We start from the raw sequence: 17309 nt of genomic DNA on the forward strand, positions 1-17309 counted from the left end.
ACGTAGCCCGCTGCCTCTTCCATGAATTTCGGTTTGAAGATGCGCAGCAGGTGGTCGGCTGCTTTTTCGTACTGATCCTCTGGGTAGTTGCCCACGCATACGCTGCCACGACAGACTCGCCAAACCTCGCGTTTTGGCGTTGCCTCGGCAGCCTTGATCTTTTCGTCCATGGCGTCCGGAGCGAAGCGGAGCTGATCAATACCGGATCCAACCGGCGGGGCCACGCACTACTACGCAACCACGATGCCCAAGGCTCCGGCCTGGGCGGCGAAGGCCAAGCAGACGTTGCGCTTCGGGCATCACGTTTTTTTCAAGGATGTGCCGTGATGACGCCCGTGCAGAAGCTGGCCGGGCTGATGGTGCTGATGGCCAGCGCCGCCGGCTCCGCCTGGCAGGTGCAGGAATGGCGCACGGGCAAGAGGTTGTCCGAGCAGGTCGGCCTGCGCCAGGGCGAGCTGGCTGCCGTCAGCGCGGCCGCCGCCAAGCAGGTGAGCGCCGAGCAGGGCAGGCGCATGGCCCTGGAGCAGACGCTGGCCACATCCGATCAACAACACACCCGAGAACTTTCCGATGCTCAACGCAGCCAGGCTCTCCTGCGTGACCGCCTTGCTACTGCTGATGTGCGGCTGTCAGTCCTTCTCGAGGCCACGGATTCAGCCAGTGGCTTCAACGTGCCTGCCACCACCGGCGGCGTCGGCGTGGTTCATGCAGCCCGTCGAGCCCAACTTGACCCAGCGCATGCTCAACGAATTATTGCCATTACCGACAGCGGCGATCAAGGATTGATCGCGCGGCGAGCCTGTCAGGCCTACGCAAAAGAAGTCTCTACAGCGAAGTAAAAGGAGCGGCCGGGCATTATGCGTCAACATCCACCCCGGCCCCTTTCCCGCAGAACGCCTTTTCCAGCTTCATACACAAGCGAGCGACATCAACCTAAAGGCAAAAGAAGGCGGGTTCATTTAAGCGACAGCGGACTTAAGAAACAAATAAATCCGTCTCCTTTTCGGTCTAGGCAAACGGCGCTAGCGCTTCAATTCAAGCCGACTTTGATGGACCGCTCGGAAGACCAGGAGTCCTGGCCTGCTTGCAATGTTGGTTCGGCAGGAATGCGGTATTTACCGAATGCCTTGACGACGGCCTGGTCTACGTCGGCGTTGCCCGAGCTTTCTATCAATGCGATTTTCGGCACATTTGAACCCGGCTTGCCTTGCACTTGCAGCGTCACCGGTTTGCTGGCGCTGCCGCGTTTGAATTGCTTGTTCAAGGCAATCTCGATGTCCAATGTCGTACGGTTTAGACTCTTGCGGCTGGTATCGCTCCAGACGTCGTTGTAGCGCTGTGTCTGTGCAGCCGTCAGCACCAACCCTTGAGAGCGGATCCGCTGAATGCCCTTCCAGGCTACATCGCCGGAATGTTGGCTGGCTTCCACGTAATACATCATTGCCCCGAACAAATCCTGCGGGCCACCGCGGCCTTCCTCCATCAATCTGGCCAATGCGAGTTTACTTTTATCGCTGTCGCTGTTGGTCAGCGCCAACTGATAAAGCCGTCGCGCTTCCACGTCGTTGCGTGCTTGCCCATGCCCCTCTTCGGCCATGCGCGCCAGTCTCTCGTTACCGACGCCATCTACGGCAGCGACGGATTCATAGAGCGATTTGGCCCTGCCAAAATCTTGTGGCAGACCGCCACGGCCGGATTCGTACAAACCGCCGAGCGCGATCTTACAACGCACGTTGCCGTCATCGCTGGCTTTACGAATGTATTGAACATCTTCTGCAGTGGGGCTTTTTACGCCCTCAAAAAGTATGCATTGGACTTTGGCCAGAGTTTGTTCAAAGGAGCTTGGCGGCCTGGAGGTTTGGCACCCTGCGATGTGGCCCGTGATTGCCAGTACAACAATTGCCTTTTTCATGTGATGCATGCGTGGAATCCTGCGTTGGAGTAAAGCGGCGGCGGAGTACTCAGTTGGAACAACTGGTTAGGCTTTGGCGGCTCGTCTACCAAAGTGAAACTCACGCTCATGATGGTACAAGAGCATCCACGCCTCTGACTCTGGAAACACGACCAGATCGTCTGAAGCCGGATAGCAGAACTCCGGCCAGTATGAAATGAACACTCCCCAGGTTGTACGCAGCGCGGTCTCTGAATCCCAAGAAAGCGATACTGGCTGCTCTAAATGTGGCTGATGTTGCTTCAGCCAATTGGAACCGGCCTCCGATGCGGCCTCTTCGGCGCTGACCATTTCAGGACGTAGCTCGGTGCTCAGGCCGTGATTACCCATGAACCCTTGCGCCCGCTTATACAACGCCTTCGCCTCATCGGAGGTCACTGAGTGCATTTGCGCGAGGACTTTATTTGGCAACACGGCATACGCTGGATCGGTCCAGCGCCACGCCAATTTATGATCTTGGATGCGCATAGTCTCAACACCTAACTAGAAGTGGGCGATACAAATGATAAATTTTTTACGCCACCTTTGTCGCAGGCCGTCCCTCGTCGTATGTAATCCACGAGTCTTGAGCCGAGTGCCAGTAGCTCAACACGGGCAAAGGAGAAAAGTGACAAGTTCTACATTAAGGATACGAATTTGTGGGCATCAGGTCTTTAATCGGTTAATAGTTAAGCATTTCCGTTCATTAGCGTCCGCTTTTGACTGACCAAGATTTTATGTAACCTCACGAATCCACTAGCACTCTCGCTTTTAGAATCCGGGATCACTTTATGCAGACTGACCAGACCAAGCTACTCGTGCTCGCACTGCTTGAGATCAGGACACTGCTTGCCGATTACCTGGGCAGAGATGTAGATGCTCCTATGAGTGTCCGTGTCGCGGCACATATGGCCTATGCGCTCCACAATGAGGCGGAGGCTGCATACAACAACGCAGATTTTCAGATCGCCAAGGCAAGCTTTAAAATCGCTGCAATCGATCAGATTCTTGGTGTCACTGACGGTGCCGCATTGTTGAGCAGGTTTAACGTCGAGGCCTAAGTCATTCCGGAGAGCGCGCAACTTAGATGACCGCTTCTGGCTGATTGCTGTCTGTCATGAGGGGCCGCATTCGGCCAAAAGCCGCCGATCGGGTCAGGCGGCTTATGACCCGCTTCCGTCATTCAGAACAGGCTAATTGGCAAAAGTCAGACAATTGAACGCGTCGATGAAATAAGGGGCGATTCAAAAGTGTTTTCGGCGTTGCCTCAAGCGCTTGAGCTAAATTTTCCCAGGCCTGAACGTACTCGTCGTACCCCCGGCGCCTTGGCCCAGGGGGTAAGCGTACTACCGAGAAACCGCCTAGAAGCTGTATTTCACATTGAACATCACGTTGCGCGGCGCCCCCCAGAACACTGTGCCGTAATTGCCAATACCACTGTAGTAGTGCTTGTCGAACAGATTGTTGACGTTGAGAGTCGCCTTCAGGTCGCGGGTGACATCATAGCCGCCAACCAGCCCCACCAGTGCGTAAGACTTCTGCTCGAATTTGGCGGTGGGGTCTTTGATCTCGTACCAATCCTCGTCGCTTGGCTTAAAGAACGTCGAACTCTGCCAGTAGGCATTGCCGCCCACGGTGAATTTGTGCCAATCGCCCTGCAAGCGGTAGTTGGTTGCCATCTTGAGCAGGTGCTGCGGCTGGTTGGTGGCCACGCGCCGGTCATCCGCGTTATGGGACTCGGCAAAGGTGTAGCCTGCCATCACCTGCAGGTCATTCATCAGTTCGCCGTTCACCTCCAGCTCGACGCCGCGAGTCGTGACGCTTTTCTCTGCTCGATAGGCACTGCTACCACTCGGTGTGCTACCGCCGGTGGGTACGGCGAAGTTGTCCTGCTTGAGCTCGAACAGCGCCATGCTGGCATTTAGGCGGTTGTCGAAGTAGGCGCCCTTGATGCCGACCTCATGACTTTCGCCGGAGAGTGGGTCGATAGGTTTACCGTCCGGGCCGAGGCTGTAGGCCTGCGGTTTGAAGATGTCGGTGTAGCTGGCGTAGGCCGTGTGGTAGGCGTCCAGATCGTAGGTGATACCGGCATAAGGCACGACTTCGCTGGAGTTGGTGGCGCTGGCCGGAAGGCGGCGACCGATGGCGTTGATCGTGTCGATGTCCCATTTGTAGTCGACGATACGGGCGCCCAGGATCACTGCCAGCGCGTCGGTCGGTTTAAGGATGGTGGCCGCGAACCCGACTTTCTGCCGTGCTTCGATATTGAAGGTCGACCACCATTCGAAGTCCCTCGGTGTATCGCCATAGCCATCCCATTGGAATACATCGTTGATGATGCCATTGGTAACCCCGTCGTGGCGCTTGGACGTGGATTCGGTATGGGCGATGCTGTAGCCGAATACGGCTTCGTGCATGCGACCACCCAGCGAAAACGGGCCGCGGGCATACAGGTCCAGGCCTTTTTCCTTGCTGGTAGTGTTGAACTTGCTCGCGGTGCCGCTGTTGTTCACATAGCCGCTGGCGCGGTCGACGTTGCCGGCGATGAAGCCGTGGGAGATGCTTGCGTCGGCCTGAATGGCCTCACTGCTGATGCCCGAGATCAGCTCCCTCGAACGGTAGTCGCGGCTGCTGGCGACCCCCTTGAGGACCCAGTCGTTGTCGAAGCTGTGGGCCAACTCCACGAAAGTGCGCTGGGTTTCCTGATTGCGCCAGGTCCAGCGATCGGCAGCGTTGGTGTCACGATCGAACTTGGCCCTGCGGCCATCCATAAAGAACGCGGGCAGGGCACCGGTGGTGCTGCCGTTGTCATAGTTTTTCTGTACGTCATGGCCGAGTGTGAGCAGGGTTTTCTCGCTCAAGTCGGCTTCCAGCACACCGTAGAAGGTATTTTGTTCGCCGGTCAGGTAATCGACATAACTGCGCTGCGACTGCGTACCCGCGACCATGCGGCCACGGATATTGCCGCTGTCGGTCAACGGCCCGGCGAAGTCAAAATCGGCCTGGTATTTATCCCAGGAGCCTGCGCCGACACTGATATGGCCCTGCGCCTCGGCAGTCGGGCGCTTGCGCACCAGGTTGATGACCCCCGAAGGATTGCCGGAGCCGTTGACCAGGCCGGTCGCACCCTTGAGCACTTCGACTCGGTCATAGATCAGGCTGTTGCCGATACTGTAGTTGTCGCGCAATGAGCCGCCGTCCGAGGACAGGCTGGGCACGCCATCGAACTGGAAGTTATCCAGCTTGAAACCGCGCGAATAGAAAGTGAAGGCCTCGGAGCTTTCCTGGTTGACGGTGATGCCAGGGGTTTGCTTCAGGACATCGGAAACACTTTGCAGGTTCTGGTCGTCCATCTGCTGGCGTGTCACTACGCTGATTGACTGTGGAGTCTTGCGCAGGCTCAGGTCCAGGCGTGTGGCGGCGGCAGTTGCGCCGGTGGTGTAGGAACCACTGCCTTCTGTGGTGACGCTCAAGCTTTGGCCGGTGATGCTGGTTGCATCCAGTTGCAGCGCTGAACCGGCCTGCGCCTGAGGCGCAAGCACCCAATTGTTACCCACCAGCAGAGCTTCCAGCCCGCTACCAGCCAGCAGTTGGGCAAACCCCTGCTCGGTGCTGAAGCGACCTTTTAGCCCGCGACTCTGTTGTCCCTGGGTCAGCGTCGCATCAAACGACAGCAGCACCCCGGCCTCGCGGGCGAAGCGGTTCAAGGTTGCTACCAACGGCCCCGGGGGAATGTCGTAAACGCGGCTGACCTGTTCGGCATGGGCCTGGGCATCCGTTGACAGCAGCGGGGCCAGCATCCCGACCTGCAGCGCTATGGCGCTGCCAAGCAGCAGGGGGGTGAGGTGTTTTCGGCGCGCGTGTGGGTAGATTGTCGCTCTAGACATGACAGCTCCTTAAAATGCCTGTTTGGGCGGTTTTCAGAAGAGCTCGTACGAGAGTGGCCAATCCAACAATGCAACTGAGAATTTTTTTCATTCGTTTTGTTTAAGCGGCCGGGGTGAGCCTGACCCAATAGCGCGTCCAGGTATTGACCTTCAGCTTTAGCGCCCCGGCGATTGCCACCAGTGCGCGGTCGGTGTCATCCAACGGGTACACCCCGGCGAGACGCAGCTGCGCCACATCGTCACTACAGCTCAACACGCCCGGGCGGTAACGCTGGAGTTCGGCCAGAGCGCGGCGCAGCGGCCAGCCGTCCAACACCAACTGACCTTCGCGCCACTCAGTGCTAGCAAGGTCAGCCGCACGGGGCTCGGATAGCGGCCCGCTGTTGAAGGTCAGGGCCATGCCAGCATCGACCCGCACTTCGTGTTCGCTTGCGGCGTTGTGCACCGCGACAGCGTGTTCGATGACGATCAGCTCTGTGCGGTCTGCATGCAGGCGCACGTTGAAGCGGGTACCGAGGGCGCGCATTCGGCCATGCACCGTGTGCACGCGCAACGGGCGTGGGTCGCTAGCGGTGTAAACGGCAATCTCTCCCTCGACCAGTTCTATCAGCCGCTGGTCTGCGCTGTAGCGGATATCGACGGCAGAATCTGTATTGAGCGTCAGCCGCGTACCGTCCTCCAAGGTCAGGCTGCGGCGTTCGCCCTTGACGGTGCGCACGTCGGCCAACCAAACCGGCGAGTGGCGATAACCCGTCCAGACAGCCCCTGAAACGCCAAGACCCAGCACCAGGCCCTTGAGTAGCGTACGCCGCCCCAGTTCCCCATGGCCTGCGACAAGGGTGTGCCGTGCCAGCGGACCGGGAACACCGGCAAGATCTGCTTGCAACCGCTCAAGGCGCTCCCACGCCCAACTGTGCAACGGCGACTGATCGAGCCAGACCTGCCACTGCCTGCGGTTATCCGCACAGTCACGCGCCGCGTGGAGGCGCGCATGCCATTGCGCCGCCTCGCGCAGGGCTTTGCGTTGATCGGAAGGATTCATAGTTGCGCATCGAAAGCGAACAGCAGGCACCGCTCTGTCGCCTTGGCCATGTACTTGGTCACCGAGCTGACGGACACCCCGAGGCGCTGCGCGACCTCAGGGTAGCTCAGGCCATCGAGCTGTACGTACAGGAAGGTATCTCGCACTTTCTGGCCCAGGCCGTCGAGCATGGCATCCAGTTGCATCAGGGTTTCCAGCATCAGTAGGCGCTGTTCGGGGGAGCACTCCTCGAGGAGCGGCTGGCTGCCCAGAAACTCAAGGTAGGCCTGCTCCAGGTTGCGTCGGCGCAATTGGTCGATCATCACCCTTCGGGCCACCGTGGCCAGGAAGCTGCGCGGCTCTCTCAATGGCTGGCGCAGTGCGCTGCTGATCAGGCGCAAGAACGTGTCCTGGGTGATATCCGCGGCACGATCTGCATCACCTAGGCGCCGACGAATCCAGCCCTGAAGCCATTGGCTGTGGTCGCGATAGAGCGCATGCATATCATCCTGGGGGGAGGATTCGGGAGACTGAGGGTAGGACACCTAGATCTTCCTAGTTACAAGATGCGGATAAGAATTGATCTTAATTATAAGCAGGCGAGGAAGGTTTGCAATGCAGTAGAAGGTGCCGATTTAAGTACGCGGATAGGTGGGGGACGCTGCCATGCCCTCGGTATTGCTTCATCGTCCTGCATAGGGAAGGGGGCCCGCATCGTTTCTGCTCTGGCTCGGTTAGGTACTGGGTGACGCCATCCACGCCTGAAAGAGTGTGTAGTGGTCTCATGAATCCGATCAGCACCATGGCCGCCAGTCAGGCTCACCCAAGCTCTTCGACCTGGGTCCAGTGATCCTCCGTCTGCGCCTCCTTCTATTTCAGGCGATCTGGGCGACGGTGCACCAAGTAAGGGAGCAGGTCTGAGTTCGGCATCGGTGTTCCTCCTTGGAGTGAACAGCGTAGCAGTTGGGTTGCTTGGTGGTGGGTTGTGTTCGGTCGGCAGGACGCTAGGGGAGGGGCAAATCAGTTCCCAAATAAAGAAGATAGACCGCATTCTACGCGGTCTCCAGAGGGGATTTTTTGTGCTGGTTTCGGAAGTAAATATCTCTACAGGTCACAGCCCGCTTACGTTTCCAGATCGGATTGCAAATCGGCCTACGCCGGTTCGATTCCGACCTCGGTCTCCATTCTTGAAAGCCCCGTAGATTAACGTCTACGGGGTTTTTTATTGTCTGCCATTTGGTCATCGCTTCCGCAATTTTTCGGATCGCTTTCGCAACCCTGCCGTCTTTCGAGAAATTTAAGACGCCGTTATCGCTATGCCTCTCCTCGATTGGACATGGGGTTGTGCTCGAGACTAAGGAGACTAAACATCCACTAACCGCCAAAAACGGACACCAAGGGCGTCTACGAAGCCCGGGGCGGCTCAGTCTTCGAACCGGTGCGTAACCGTCACCGCGAGTCCATATGCGTTTTTACACACTCTGGACCGTTTGAATCCGTTCACGAACGCCACCTCCGGCCACTTACTAGCCTTCGCCAAAATGCAATTACCCAGCTGACTGGGTCGTTGCTCAAAGCTTTCTTTTGCAATGTAATTCGGGCGCCCCGTATCCCCAAGTAATTATAGTTTCGGCCTGATGTTCCCAAAGCGTTTCATTGCGTCCAAGGTACTTTACGCCACTGTCACTTGGCTGCTGGTACATGAGCGATACGCTGTCGCCACGCTCGGCGATTAATGTCGGCGGATCGGTTTTAAAGAACATGACAGCAACCTCGCTGGCAGGGTTGCCTTCGCATTCGTAATAGACATGCCCGGTTCCCGGTACCAATCGGTACCGTGCTTGCAACTCGGCGATGCGGCGCTGGTACTCCATGCGCACGCATGCACGGACGTCATCACTCTTCCAGCAGTCGTCGCGACCCTTTATCCATCCACGTTGTTCTGCTTTAAGCTGGGGTGGGTGCTCGTTGCCGGCCTTGATTCTCGCGCTGGCATATACTTCCGACAGATTGCGATCGAGCGCGGATAACACCTTGTCCTCACATATCATCGCTTCGATAGCACCAGGCTTCACCTTGGCGCAATCGTAAGAAGGGCCAAGTGTCACATTGACTATCGACGATTTCCCCGTACTGCCCCCGGTCGCCTGCTTCCCATTGATATGCTGATCAATGTATTGGCACCACTGATCGGAACTTCGTTCAGGGACATCTGCCCCATCGCGAACCCCTAATTTGAATTCGATCACCGATTTCCATTCATCGGAGCCTATATCCGGCCCATGCCCTTGTCCGTCAGTTGTATGCAGTATCTTATCGATCGATTGATACCATGGGTAAGTGCACGCCGATTGAGCCTGAGCAACGCCTGCGGCGCCAACCAACAACAAAACCAGATATTTGCTCATGCGGGCTCCCTTTTGATTTAAGCAGTTGCCAGGCACCGACCTAAGCCTGATTCATGCCTCCAACGTTCGGGTAATCATATCCGATTTAATTGAAGTCCTAGGGCCGTTCTTGGCCGGCATGTCCTGCCGTGAAGGGTCGATAGCAGGCCTTGTAGAGCAGCTGCTTTGGGCCGTTTGCAGTCTCTCGCTAAGGGCAACATTCAGTCGGAAGCTGTTCTCTGCCACGTAGCTTCCGATCACCGACCAACTCAGTTTGTGACGGTGATCGTCGCAATCGTTATTCCTTCTCCAGCTTTGCAATACCTTTCAGCGGGTAGATCACTTCATGGGTATCCAGATTTCGAATCTCGGATTCGATAGTAATGGTCGAGACCTGACGCCCAGGAGGCCCATTGATGTCGTCGCGAGTGGTGAAGTCCACGACATATCGCTGGCCTGCACGGAACTCCACATCGCGCGCACCGAAGCCGCACTTCGCGCCACCGGTACCCAAGGCATTCATCGAGACCCAACACCAGCTCAACGAGTGCTTGCCCGGGGTCAAGCGCAGTGCCTGCTTGCCGGAAACGTCGAGGATCGAGCGCCGCCCGGCGCCCTCTAGCAGTTGGTCGTCCACATGCGTGGCCAGCAACAGTCGATGGAATTTTATTCCCAGTCCGCGAAAGCGGGTGGTGGCGAAATACACCACCGGCGCATTGGCCGTGTCATTGGACAGGTCATATGGCGTCATCAAGTCCGGCATCCAATCGCCTTGGTAATCCTTGTAGTGGTAGTTGGAACAAGCGGTTGTAAGACAGGTAATCAGCAGAACAGCCGGGAGTTTGAGATACGACAGAAATGACGACGAGCACATTATTCTTCCTTGTTTAACGAGTTGATTAGGATAGCGCATCGCAATGCCAGCAAGTACTTGAGCGGATTAGCAAACTCATCGCCCATCAGCTTCGAGCCAGCGAAGGCACAGGCGCACTTTATATGGCAGCCTGCTTTTGGCCGATATTATTGAAAAAGTCGGATGTGGTTTTCACGGCAGAAAAGCACGCGCATGAGATTTAAACCCGGCGTCGCCGCACAGGTATTTGGGCTTGGGCTTTACATAACCGTGTACAAAAAACGTGCTTTTAGCTAGCGGTTTTCTGGTGATTTGGGAAAACAGACGTGTTCAACAGCGTCGGCCTTAGGTCTTCGCGTCAACCTCACTGACTGGATTTAGCACTATCGATTCGTCGACCCGCTCAATGCTCAAAGAATCACCGAGACCGACATTCACTGCTTTGAGGACATCCGGAGGAACATCGATGATGGCGTCAGCGCTCGCATCTTGAAAGCCCTGTAGATCAACGGTCCACGGGTTTTTTATTGCCTAAGATTTGACGATCGCTTCCGTAACTGACTTTGCTAACCCTAGCTTGAAGCGTTAATTTTTAGTGTTCTTCGTCTTAGATGGAACCCACACCCGATTGATACAAGGGCGGTTCGCTTCTGCTACGCCGCGCGTACTACATCAGCGTGCCCTTTATTACGTTGCGTCACACCGGCTATTGAGGTTTGTCAGTTTCCAAGGTCGGCGACCTGGGAATTTACGTTACACACCCATTCATAAAGCGGGCAGTGTTCCCGTCAAAAACCTCACATTTGATGTGCACCTCTTAGGTGCAAAATACAGTGCTACGGCTCAGACCGGTGCGCTGGCTGTCATGAGCATTGCGGATAAGGCCGATTTTCAGCAAAAAACCAATTTGGCACACTTTTTCCATAGAGAAATAAACGAGTAAGCCAGGCCCCGGCCTTTAAGTCTTGCCTACATCATGCGCCCAAGCGCCAGGTAATGAAGCCTGATCGACCAGTCCACTGGTCTATCAGGTTTTTTTTTGGAGTGAATAAATGCGCCACACAATCGATGTCGGACTCTTGCTCTCTATCGATGGGACTTACCAGTGCATAGGCCGGAATGCTCTGGCAGGGGCCACACACGCACTGCAGGAAATCAATGCCAATCCCGATTACCCATTTACCTTACAAGTTACCCATATCAATCCGCAGGGCTTCTTGCACAGTTACAGCGAAGGCGCTGTTCAATTGATGCAGGCCGGGGTTCGGCATATTTTTGGTGCGACGACCTCGGCCAGCCGCAAGGAAATCATTCCGGACCTCGAGCAGAACGGGAGCCTGTTGTGGTACGCCTGTCCGTATGAAGGTTTTGAAAGCAGTGAGAACGTCCTTTATCTGGGCGGGTGTCCGAATCAGACGTTGATCCCGTTGTTGAGGTATGCCTTGCAGGCGTTTGGTTCTTGCGCTGCGTTGATCGGTTCGAATTACATCTGGGGTTGGGAAAGTAACCGCGTCGCACGGGAAGTGCTCGATGTCGCAGGCGGCACTGTGCTTCTGGAAAAGTACGTGCATTTGGGCACGACTCGCTTCAGTGAGCTTATCCAGACCCTGATAACTGAAAAACCGGCGTTTGTGCTCAATAATCTAGTCGGTGAGTCCTCCTACGTCTTCTTGCAGCAATTGGACGCGGCGTGTCTTGCCGTCGGCTTGAATCTACCGGTGTTGAGCTGCAACCTGACGGAAGCCGAGCTGCCTGAAGTCGGCGTCATGCGGAGCCTGCGCCTGTTGTCGTGCGGCCCATTTTTTGAGGATGTAGACCGGGCTTTCAGCCAGCAGCAACGCCGCCAACATGGACTGTACCCGTTGTCGCATTTTTACACCGGGATGTACGTCGCCTTGCACTTGTTTGCAAAGGCCTTGGACCAGTGTGGCAGCGACGATCCCGAGCTCATTTGCAACTACCTCTACGAACACCCCCAGCACAGTGTGCTCGGCACGTTAAACATTTCTGCGCACAACAATCACTGCAGCCAGCCTTGCCATATCGCCGAATTGCGCGAAGGGCGCTTTGTCGTACTGCACAGTGAAGCGCAATCGTTGCCAGCCGATCCTTACCTGACTGCCACTGACCTGAGTGAATTCCAACGCCTGCGCACGATTGCGCCAGCGCCCCGCCTGAGGATCGTCAAATGAGCCTGCTCAAACGCCCGGACTTCGAAAGTGGTCGGTTGCTGTTGGTTGACTGCGAACCGCGTACGTTGGCCAGTCTGCAGAAAAGCCTGCAACGCCTGGGCATCACGCCGCAGGCGCTGTTTGAAGACGCGCTGGATTCGCTTGAAGGCTGCTTTGCCGCCGTGGTCGATCTGGAGCACTTCGCCAGTCCCGCCACCCTGCAACGGCTTAATAGCACCGGTGTGCCAATCGTGGCGTTGACGCCCCACGAAACCCTGTCGCAGATCCAGCGCGCCATCGAACTGGGGGCGACCGCCTTGTTGAACAAACCGATTACCCAGGGCTCTGTCTACACCACGCTGATGATGGCGATCAGTTTGCGTGAGCGATTGGACAGTGATGCGCGAACCCTCGAAGCGCTGCGCCAGCGCCTCGATGCGCGACCTCTGCTGGCCCAGGCATTGGCGCGGTTGATGGTTGAGCACAAGATTGACGAGCGCGAGGCTTATGAGCGCCTGCGCAGCCTGTCGATGCACCTTAATCGCAGCCTGGATGACCTGTGTGCGGACATGGCCGCCGATTATCTTCAGCAAGGCGGGGCGTGCCAATGAAAGTGTTGCGCGCCTTGATTCGCCGGCCCGCGGTGGCGTTGTCGTTGTTGTACATCGTCATCGTGGTGCTGTTGGCGCTGTTTGCACCGTGGATGAGCCCTCACGATCCGTCCGAACAATTTGTCGAAGGCCTGTCAATGGAGGGCGCGCCGCTACCGCCAGATATGCCGTATTGGCTGGGCACTGACCTGCTGGGTCGCGACTTGCTGTCGCGCCTGATCTACGGCGCACGTACCTCACTGTTCATCGGCCTGCTTGCCAACGGCCTGGCCGTGCTGATCGGCACCTTGGTGGGCTTGAGCGCAGGTTTTCTGCGGGGCTGGATCGGCAGCACGCTGATGCGCTTTACCGACTTGATGATGGCGTTCCCGGCGCTGCTGTTGGCGATTGCGTTGTCGGCGATTTTCCAACCCAGCGTGTGGATCGTTGCGTTGGTCATCGCCATGGTCAACTGGGTGCAGATTGCCCGGGTGATCTACTCCGAGACCATCGCCTTGAGTGCCCGTGACTTCGTGGCGGTGGAGAGGACCTTGGGCGCGAGCTCGCTGCGCATCCTGTTTTCGCACCTGCTGCCCCATTTGCTGCCGACGATTCTGGTATGGGCGACCCTGGGTATTTCGACCACGGTGCTGCTCGAAGCCACCCTGTCGTACCTGGGAGTGGGGGTCCAGCCGCCAACGCCAAGTTGGGGCAACATCATTTTTGAAAGCCAGACCTATTTCACCTCCGCGCCATGGTTGGTGTTCTTCCCCGGTATCGCGATTGTCCTGCTGTCGCTGGCTTTCAACCTGGTCGGTGATGCCCTGCGCGATGAACTCGATCCTACCCTGCAAGGGAGAAGCTGAATGTTCGCCTTCATCACTCGTCGCATCGGCTATTCGTTGCTGATTTTGCTCGGCGTGACCTTCATCACCTATCTGTTGCTGTTCATGCTGCCTGCCGACCCTGCGCGCCAGATTGCCGGGCGCAGTGCCACACCGGAAGTGGTGGCGGGGATTCGTACGCAGTTGGGCCTGGATTTGCCGTTCTATCGGCAGTACGCCAACTACCTGGGCAACCTGGTGCAAGGTGATCTGGGGCGCTCCTATATCCAGCGCAGCCCGGTGACCGAGTTGATCGGCTCGCGCCTGCGGCCATCGCTTGAGTTGATGGCTGCCGGTATTGGTTTCGAATTGCTGATCGGCATCAGCCTGGGTGTGATCGCGGCGTTGCGGCGCGACAGTTGGGCCGACAAGGCGCTTATGGCGCTCTCGTTCATCGGCGTGTCAGCCCCGCAATTCATCGCTGCGATGCTCTTCCTGTACTTCTTCGCCGTAAAACTGGGCTGGTTTCCACTAGGGGGCTATGGCGGGTTCGAGCATCTGCTGCTGCCGGCGCTGACCCTGGGGATTCTCGGCAGCGGCTGGTATTCGCGCATGGTGCGCTCCTCGATGATCGAGGTGTTGCATCAGGACTTCATTCGCACCGCCCGGGCCAAGGGCCTGAGCCGGGTGCGCGTGGTTCTGCGGCATGTACTCCCCAACGCCATTGTGCCGGTGATCCCGATGATCGGCATCGATATCGGCATCTTCATGGGTGGGCTGGTGGTGGTCGAGTCGGTCTTTGGCTGGCCGGGAATCGGCCAGTTGACGTGGCAAGCCATTCAGCAGGTGGACATTCCGGTGATTGTCGGCGTGACCACGGTTTCAGCGGTCGCCATCGTGCTGGGCAATCTGGTCGCAGACCTGGTGATCCCATGGGTCGATCCGCGCATCGACATCCAAAAACACTAAAAAACACATCATAGGTAAGGGGCTGGAGCATGAATCGCAAAGCATTATCCTTGGCCATCGCGGCTGCATTGTTCGCCGGGAATCTTCTGGCCGATGACTTCGATCCAAACGCAAAAGACGGTGGCGCCGCAGTCATTACCTATCAGAACGACGTGGCCACACTTGACCCCGCCATTGGCTACGACTGGCAGAACTGGTCGATGATCAAAAGCCTGTTCGATAGCCTGATGGACTACAAGCCCGGAACCACGGAGCTGGTCAAGGACCTGGCATCGGACTACACCATCTCCGATGACGGCACGGTCTACACCTTCACCTTGCGTAAAGGCGTGAAGTTCCAGAACGGTCGCGAGCTCAAGGCCAGCGACGTCAAGTACTCCCTGGAGCGCACCGTCAACCCGAAAACCCAGAGCCCGGGCGCCGGCTTCTTCAGCCCGATCGTGGGCTATGACGAAATGAGCACCCAAAAGGCCGAACACTTGTCGGGCATTGAAGTGGTGGACGACTACACCGTCAAGATCACCCTCAAGGAGGCGAGTGCGACGTTCCTGCATGTGATGGCGATCAACTTCTCCTCTGTGGTGCCCAAGGAAGAAGTCGAGAAGTGGGGCGCCGATTTCGGCAAGCATCCGGTCGGTACGGGTGCCTACAGCCTGGAGCAGTGGAAGCTTGGACAACAGATTGTCTTCAAGAAAAACCCCAACTATTTCAAGGCTGGCCTGCCGCACCTGGACAGCATCACCTTTGAAGTGGGCCAGGACCCGATGGTCGCCCTGCTGCGCTTGCAAAAGGGTGAAGTCGACATCGCCGGTGACGGTGTGCCGCCCGCCAAGTTCCTGGAATTCAAGAACGATCCAAAGTTCAAGCACCTGGTGGTGACCGGTGACCAGTTGCAAACCGGCTACCTGACCCTGAAAACCACGATGCCGCCGTTCGACAACCTCAAGGTACGCCAGGCAGTGAACATGGCGATCAGCAAGGATCGTATCGTGCGCATCATCAATGGTCGTGCGGTCCCGGCCAACCAGCCGCTGCCGCCGGCCATGCCGGGCTACGACAAGGACTATAAAGGCTATGCCTACGACGTCGAGGCGGCGAAAAAACTGCTGGCAGACGCCGGTTTCGCCAAGGGCTTTGACACCGAACTGTACGTGATGAACACCGATCCGCAACCGCGTATCGCCCAAGCCATCCAGCAAGACCTGGCCAAGGTCGGTATCCGGGCGCAGATCAAATCCCTGGCACAAGCCAACGTGATTGCAGCCGGCAGTTCCAAGGATCAGGCACCGATGGTGTGGTCAGGTGGCATGGCCTGGATTGCCGACTTCCCGGACCCGTCGAACTTCTACGGGCCGATCCTGGGCTGCGGCGGTGCGATTGACGGCGGCTGGAACTGGGCACTGTATTGCAACAAGACGCTGGATGCACTGGCGGCCAAAGCCGACAGCATGGCCAAGCCGGAGCAACAAGCCGAGCGCATCGCGCTGTGGAAGAAAATCTTCATCGACGTGATGGCTGACGCGCCGTGGGTGCCAATCTTCAACGAGCAGCGCTTCACCGCGCGTTCTGCGCGCATGGGCGGCTCCGATTCGCTGTACGTCGACCCGGTTCACGTGCCGGTCAACTACGACTACATCTACCTCAAGTAACGCGCGGTCGACCTGACGATCAGCCTTTGCCACGCCTGCCAAAAGGCGTGGCCTTCAACGCGGAGACCTTCCCTTATGTGCCAGAACTGCCTGGTCAAGACCATTCATAGTGTCAACAGCCATTTTGGCTGGGACAACCGCTTCGAACCAACCGCACGGGTAACGCCGGGCTCTATGCTTGAATTCTGCTGCCTTGATTCGTCCAACGGGTTCTTTACGCCCAACTCGGTGGTGAGTGACGTGGGCAAGGTACCGTTCGACAAAATCAACCCGGTTACCGGGCCTATTTTCGTCGAAGGGGCTGAACCAGGAGATGTGCTCAAAATTACCCTCGACAGTTTCAAGCCCAGCGGCTTTGGCTGGACGGCGAATATTCCGGGCTTCGGCCTGCTGGCCGACCAGTTCAAGGACCCGGCCCTGGCCCTGTGGCATTACGACAAGGTCAACCTGGCCCCTGCGGCGTTCAGTGATTTTGCCCGTGTGCCGCTCAAACCTTTCGCTGGCACCATCGGCCTGGCCCCAGCGCAGGCAGGGTTACATTCGGTGGTTCCACCACGCCGGGTCGGCGGCAATCTGGACATTCGGGACCTGTCCGCTGGCACCACGTTGTACTTGCCGGTGGAGGTCAGTGGCGCATTGCTGTCGATCGGTGATACCCACGCGGCACAAGGTGATGGAGAGGTGTGTGGCACCGCGATTGAAAGCGCCATGGACGTGGTGGTGAAAATCGACCTGATCAAGGATACCCCGCTGGCAACCCCGCGCTTCAGCACACCTGGCCCGGTCACACGCCACCTCGATTCTGCCGGCTACGAAGCGTTCACCGGGATCGGCCCGGACCTGATGCAAGCGGCGCGTCAAGCCGTGAGCAATACCATCGACTGGCTGTGCCGTGAACACGCTATGCCGGCAGAGCAGGCCTATATGTTGTGTTCGGTATGCGGCGATCTGCGTATCAGTGAAGTTGTCGACCTGCCCAACTGGGTGGTGTCGTTCTACTTCCCGAAAGTCGTGTTTGCCTGATGCGT

General features: G+C 57.4%; 15 protein-coding genes and 1 pseudogene. 9 read left to right on the top strand and 7 right to left on the bottom strand.

Going from position 1 to position 17309, the window contains the following annotated elements; translation table 11 throughout:
• Positions 1-198 precede the first annotated feature (198 nt).
• Together K1X80_RS12465 and K1X80_RS12470 are read left to right on the top strand one after the other, a co-directional pair.
• A pseudogene (locus K1X80_RS12465) lies at positions 199-327 on the top strand (cell wall hydrolase); the annotation flags it as partial.
• Positions 327-839, top strand: a complete 513-nt coding sequence (locus tag K1X80_RS12470) for a lysis system i-spanin subunit Rz (RefSeq protein WP_169990500.1) — start codon at positions 327-329, stop codon at positions 837-839. The pseudogene K1X80_RS12465 and the gene K1X80_RS12470, both read left to right, overlap by 1 nt.
• A gap of 191 nt (positions 840-1030) precedes the next feature.
• On the opposite strand, the gene K1X80_RS12475 is transcribed toward K1X80_RS12470, so the two are convergent.
• Together K1X80_RS12475 and K1X80_RS12480 are read right to left on the bottom strand one after the other, a co-directional pair.
• Positions 1031-1921, bottom strand: coding sequence for a tetratricopeptide repeat protein (locus K1X80_RS12475; protein WP_115128044.1), 891 nt, complete (start codon positions 1919-1921; stop codon positions 1031-1033).
• A gap of 57 nt (positions 1922-1978) precedes the next feature.
• The gene (locus K1X80_RS12480) at positions 1979-2419 is read right to left on the bottom strand and encodes a hypothetical protein (RefSeq protein ID WP_120732757.1); all 441 of its coding nucleotides are present in this window, start codon (positions 2417-2419) and stop codon (positions 1979-1981) included.
• A gap of 302 nt (positions 2420-2721) precedes the next feature.
• On the opposite strand from K1X80_RS12480, the gene K1X80_RS12485 reads away from it, so the two are divergent.
• Complete coding sequence (locus tag K1X80_RS12485) at positions 2722-2991, top strand: hypothetical protein (protein ID WP_220172926.1); 270 nt, start codon at positions 2722-2724, stop codon at positions 2989-2991.
• A gap of 300 nt (positions 2992-3291) precedes the next feature.
• On the opposite strand, the gene K1X80_RS12490 is transcribed toward K1X80_RS12485, so the two are convergent.
• The 5 genes from K1X80_RS12490 to K1X80_RS12510 all read right to left on the bottom strand — a co-directional run bounded on the left by K1X80_RS12490 (position 3292) and on the right by K1X80_RS12510 (position 9988).
• Positions 3292-5817: a TonB-dependent receptor gene (locus tag K1X80_RS12490; RefSeq protein ID WP_216312478.1), complete on the bottom strand. Its 2526-nt coding sequence runs from the start codon at positions 5815-5817 to the stop codon at positions 3292-3294.
• 100 nt (positions 5818-5917) lie between these two features.
• Entirely contained in the window at positions 5918-6859 is a 942-nt protein-coding gene (locus K1X80_RS12495; RefSeq protein ID WP_057959805.1) for a FecR domain-containing protein, read from the bottom strand.
• Complete coding sequence (locus tag K1X80_RS12500; protein WP_057959804.1) at positions 6856-7341, bottom strand: sigma-70 family RNA polymerase sigma factor; 486 nt, start codon at positions 7339-7341, stop codon at positions 6856-6858. The genes K1X80_RS12495 and K1X80_RS12500 overlap by 4 nt, the downstream gene beginning before the upstream one ends.
• A 1068-nt stretch (positions 7342-8409) precedes the next feature.
• Positions 8410-9246: an MliC family protein gene (locus K1X80_RS12505; protein ID WP_057959803.1), complete on the bottom strand. Its 837-nt coding sequence runs from the start codon at positions 9244-9246 to the stop codon at positions 8410-8412.
• Between the two features lie 277 nt (positions 9247-9523).
• Positions 9524-9988 (bottom strand): hypothetical protein, encoded by a 465-nt coding sequence (locus K1X80_RS12510; RefSeq protein ID WP_258571558.1) that lies wholly within the window; start codon positions 9986-9988, stop codon positions 9524-9526.
• Positions 9989-11130: 1142 nt separating this feature from the next.
• Here K1X80_RS12510 and K1X80_RS12515 point away from each other — a divergent pair.
• The 6 genes from K1X80_RS12515 (at position 11131) to K1X80_RS12540 (ending at position 17304) form a co-directional block, all read left to right on the top strand.
• Entirely contained in the window at positions 11131-12270 is a 1140-nt protein-coding gene (locus K1X80_RS12515; RefSeq protein WP_057959802.1) for a transporter substrate-binding protein, read from the top strand.
• On the top strand, positions 12267-12860 hold the full coding sequence (locus K1X80_RS12520; RefSeq protein WP_057959801.1) for an ANTAR domain-containing response regulator: 594 nt from the start codon (positions 12267-12269) through the stop codon (positions 12858-12860). The genes K1X80_RS12515 and K1X80_RS12520 overlap by 4 nt, the downstream gene beginning before the upstream one ends.
• Positions 12857-13705 carry an ABC transporter permease gene (locus K1X80_RS12525; protein WP_120732765.1) on the top strand — a complete coding sequence of 283 codons (849 nt, stop codon included), beginning with the start codon at positions 12857-12859 and terminating at the stop codon, positions 13703-13705. Before K1X80_RS12520 ends, K1X80_RS12525 begins: the two co-directional genes overlap by 4 nt.
• Entirely contained in the window at positions 13706-14632 is a 927-nt protein-coding gene (locus tag K1X80_RS12530) for an ABC transporter permease (protein WP_057959799.1), read from the top strand.
• 29 nt (positions 14633-14661) lie between these two features.
• The gene (locus K1X80_RS12535; protein WP_220172928.1) at positions 14662-16281 is read left to right on the top strand and encodes an ABC transporter substrate-binding protein; all 1620 of its coding nucleotides are present in this window, start codon (positions 14662-14664) and stop codon (positions 16279-16281) included.
• Between the two features lie 75 nt (positions 16282-16356).
• A complete protein-coding gene (locus K1X80_RS12540) occupies positions 16357-17304 on the top strand; it encodes an acetamidase/formamidase family protein (RefSeq protein ID WP_057959797.1) in 948 nt (315 codons plus the stop codon).
• Positions 17305-17309: the final 5 nt, after the last annotated feature.

The organism is Pseudomonas sp. So3.2b, assembly GCF_019464415.1.
In the GTDB taxonomy this organism is placed as follows: Bacteria; Pseudomonadota; Gammaproteobacteria; order Pseudomonadales; family Pseudomonadaceae; genus Aquipseudomonas; species Aquipseudomonas shahriarae.

Excerpts from the sequence above, each read along its gene's own strand:
- K1X80_RS12485 (WP_220172926.1), top strand. The coding sequence starts at position 2,722 with ATGCAGACTGACCAGACCAAGCTACTCGTGCTCGCACTGCTTGAGATC.
- K1X80_RS12520 (WP_057959801.1), top strand. The coding sequence starts at position 12,267 with ATGAGCCTGCTCAAACGCCCGGACTTCGAAAGTGGTCGGTTGCTGTTG.
- K1X80_RS12490 (WP_216312478.1), bottom strand. The coding sequence starts at position 5,817 with ATGTCTAGAGCGACAATCTACCCACACGCGCGCCGAAAACACCTCACC.
- K1X80_RS12495 (WP_057959805.1), bottom strand. The coding sequence starts at position 6,859 with ATGAATCCTTCCGATCAACGCAAAGCCCTGCGCGAGGCGGCGCAATGG.
- K1X80_RS12535 (WP_220172928.1), top strand. The coding sequence starts at position 14,662 with ATGAATCGCAAAGCATTATCCTTGGCCATCGCGGCTGCATTGTTCGCC.
- K1X80_RS12500 (WP_057959804.1), bottom strand. The coding sequence starts at position 7,341 with ATGCATGCGCTCTATCGCGACCACAGCCAATGGCTTCAGGGCTGGATT.
- K1X80_RS12510 (WP_258571558.1), bottom strand. The coding sequence starts at position 9,988 with ATGCCGGACTTGATGACGCCATATGACCTGTCCAATGACACGGCCAAT.
- K1X80_RS12530 (WP_057959799.1), top strand. The coding sequence starts at position 13,706 with ATGTTCGCCTTCATCACTCGTCGCATCGGCTATTCGTTGCTGATTTTG.
- K1X80_RS12505 (WP_057959803.1), bottom strand. The coding sequence starts at position 9,246 with ATGAGCAAATATCTGGTTTTGTTGTTGGTTGGCGCCGCAGGCGTTGCT.
- K1X80_RS12525 (WP_120732765.1), top strand. The coding sequence starts at position 12,857 with ATGAAAGTGTTGCGCGCCTTGATTCGCCGGCCCGCGGTGGCGTTGTCG.
- K1X80_RS12470 (WP_169990500.1), top strand. The coding sequence starts at position 327 with ATGACGCCCGTGCAGAAGCTGGCCGGGCTGATGGTGCTGATGGCCAGC.
- K1X80_RS12540 (WP_057959797.1), top strand. The coding sequence starts at position 16,357 with ATGTGCCAGAACTGCCTGGTCAAGACCATTCATAGTGTCAACAGCCAT.
- K1X80_RS12480 (WP_120732757.1), bottom strand. The coding sequence starts at position 2,419 with ATGCGCATCCAAGATCATAAATTGGCGTGGCGCTGGACCGATCCAGCG.
- K1X80_RS12515 (WP_057959802.1), top strand. The coding sequence starts at position 11,131 with ATGCGCCACACAATCGATGTCGGACTCTTGCTCTCTATCGATGGGACT.
- K1X80_RS12475 (WP_115128044.1), bottom strand. The coding sequence starts at position 1,921 with ATGCATCACATGAAAAAGGCAATTGTTGTACTGGCAATCACGGGCCAC.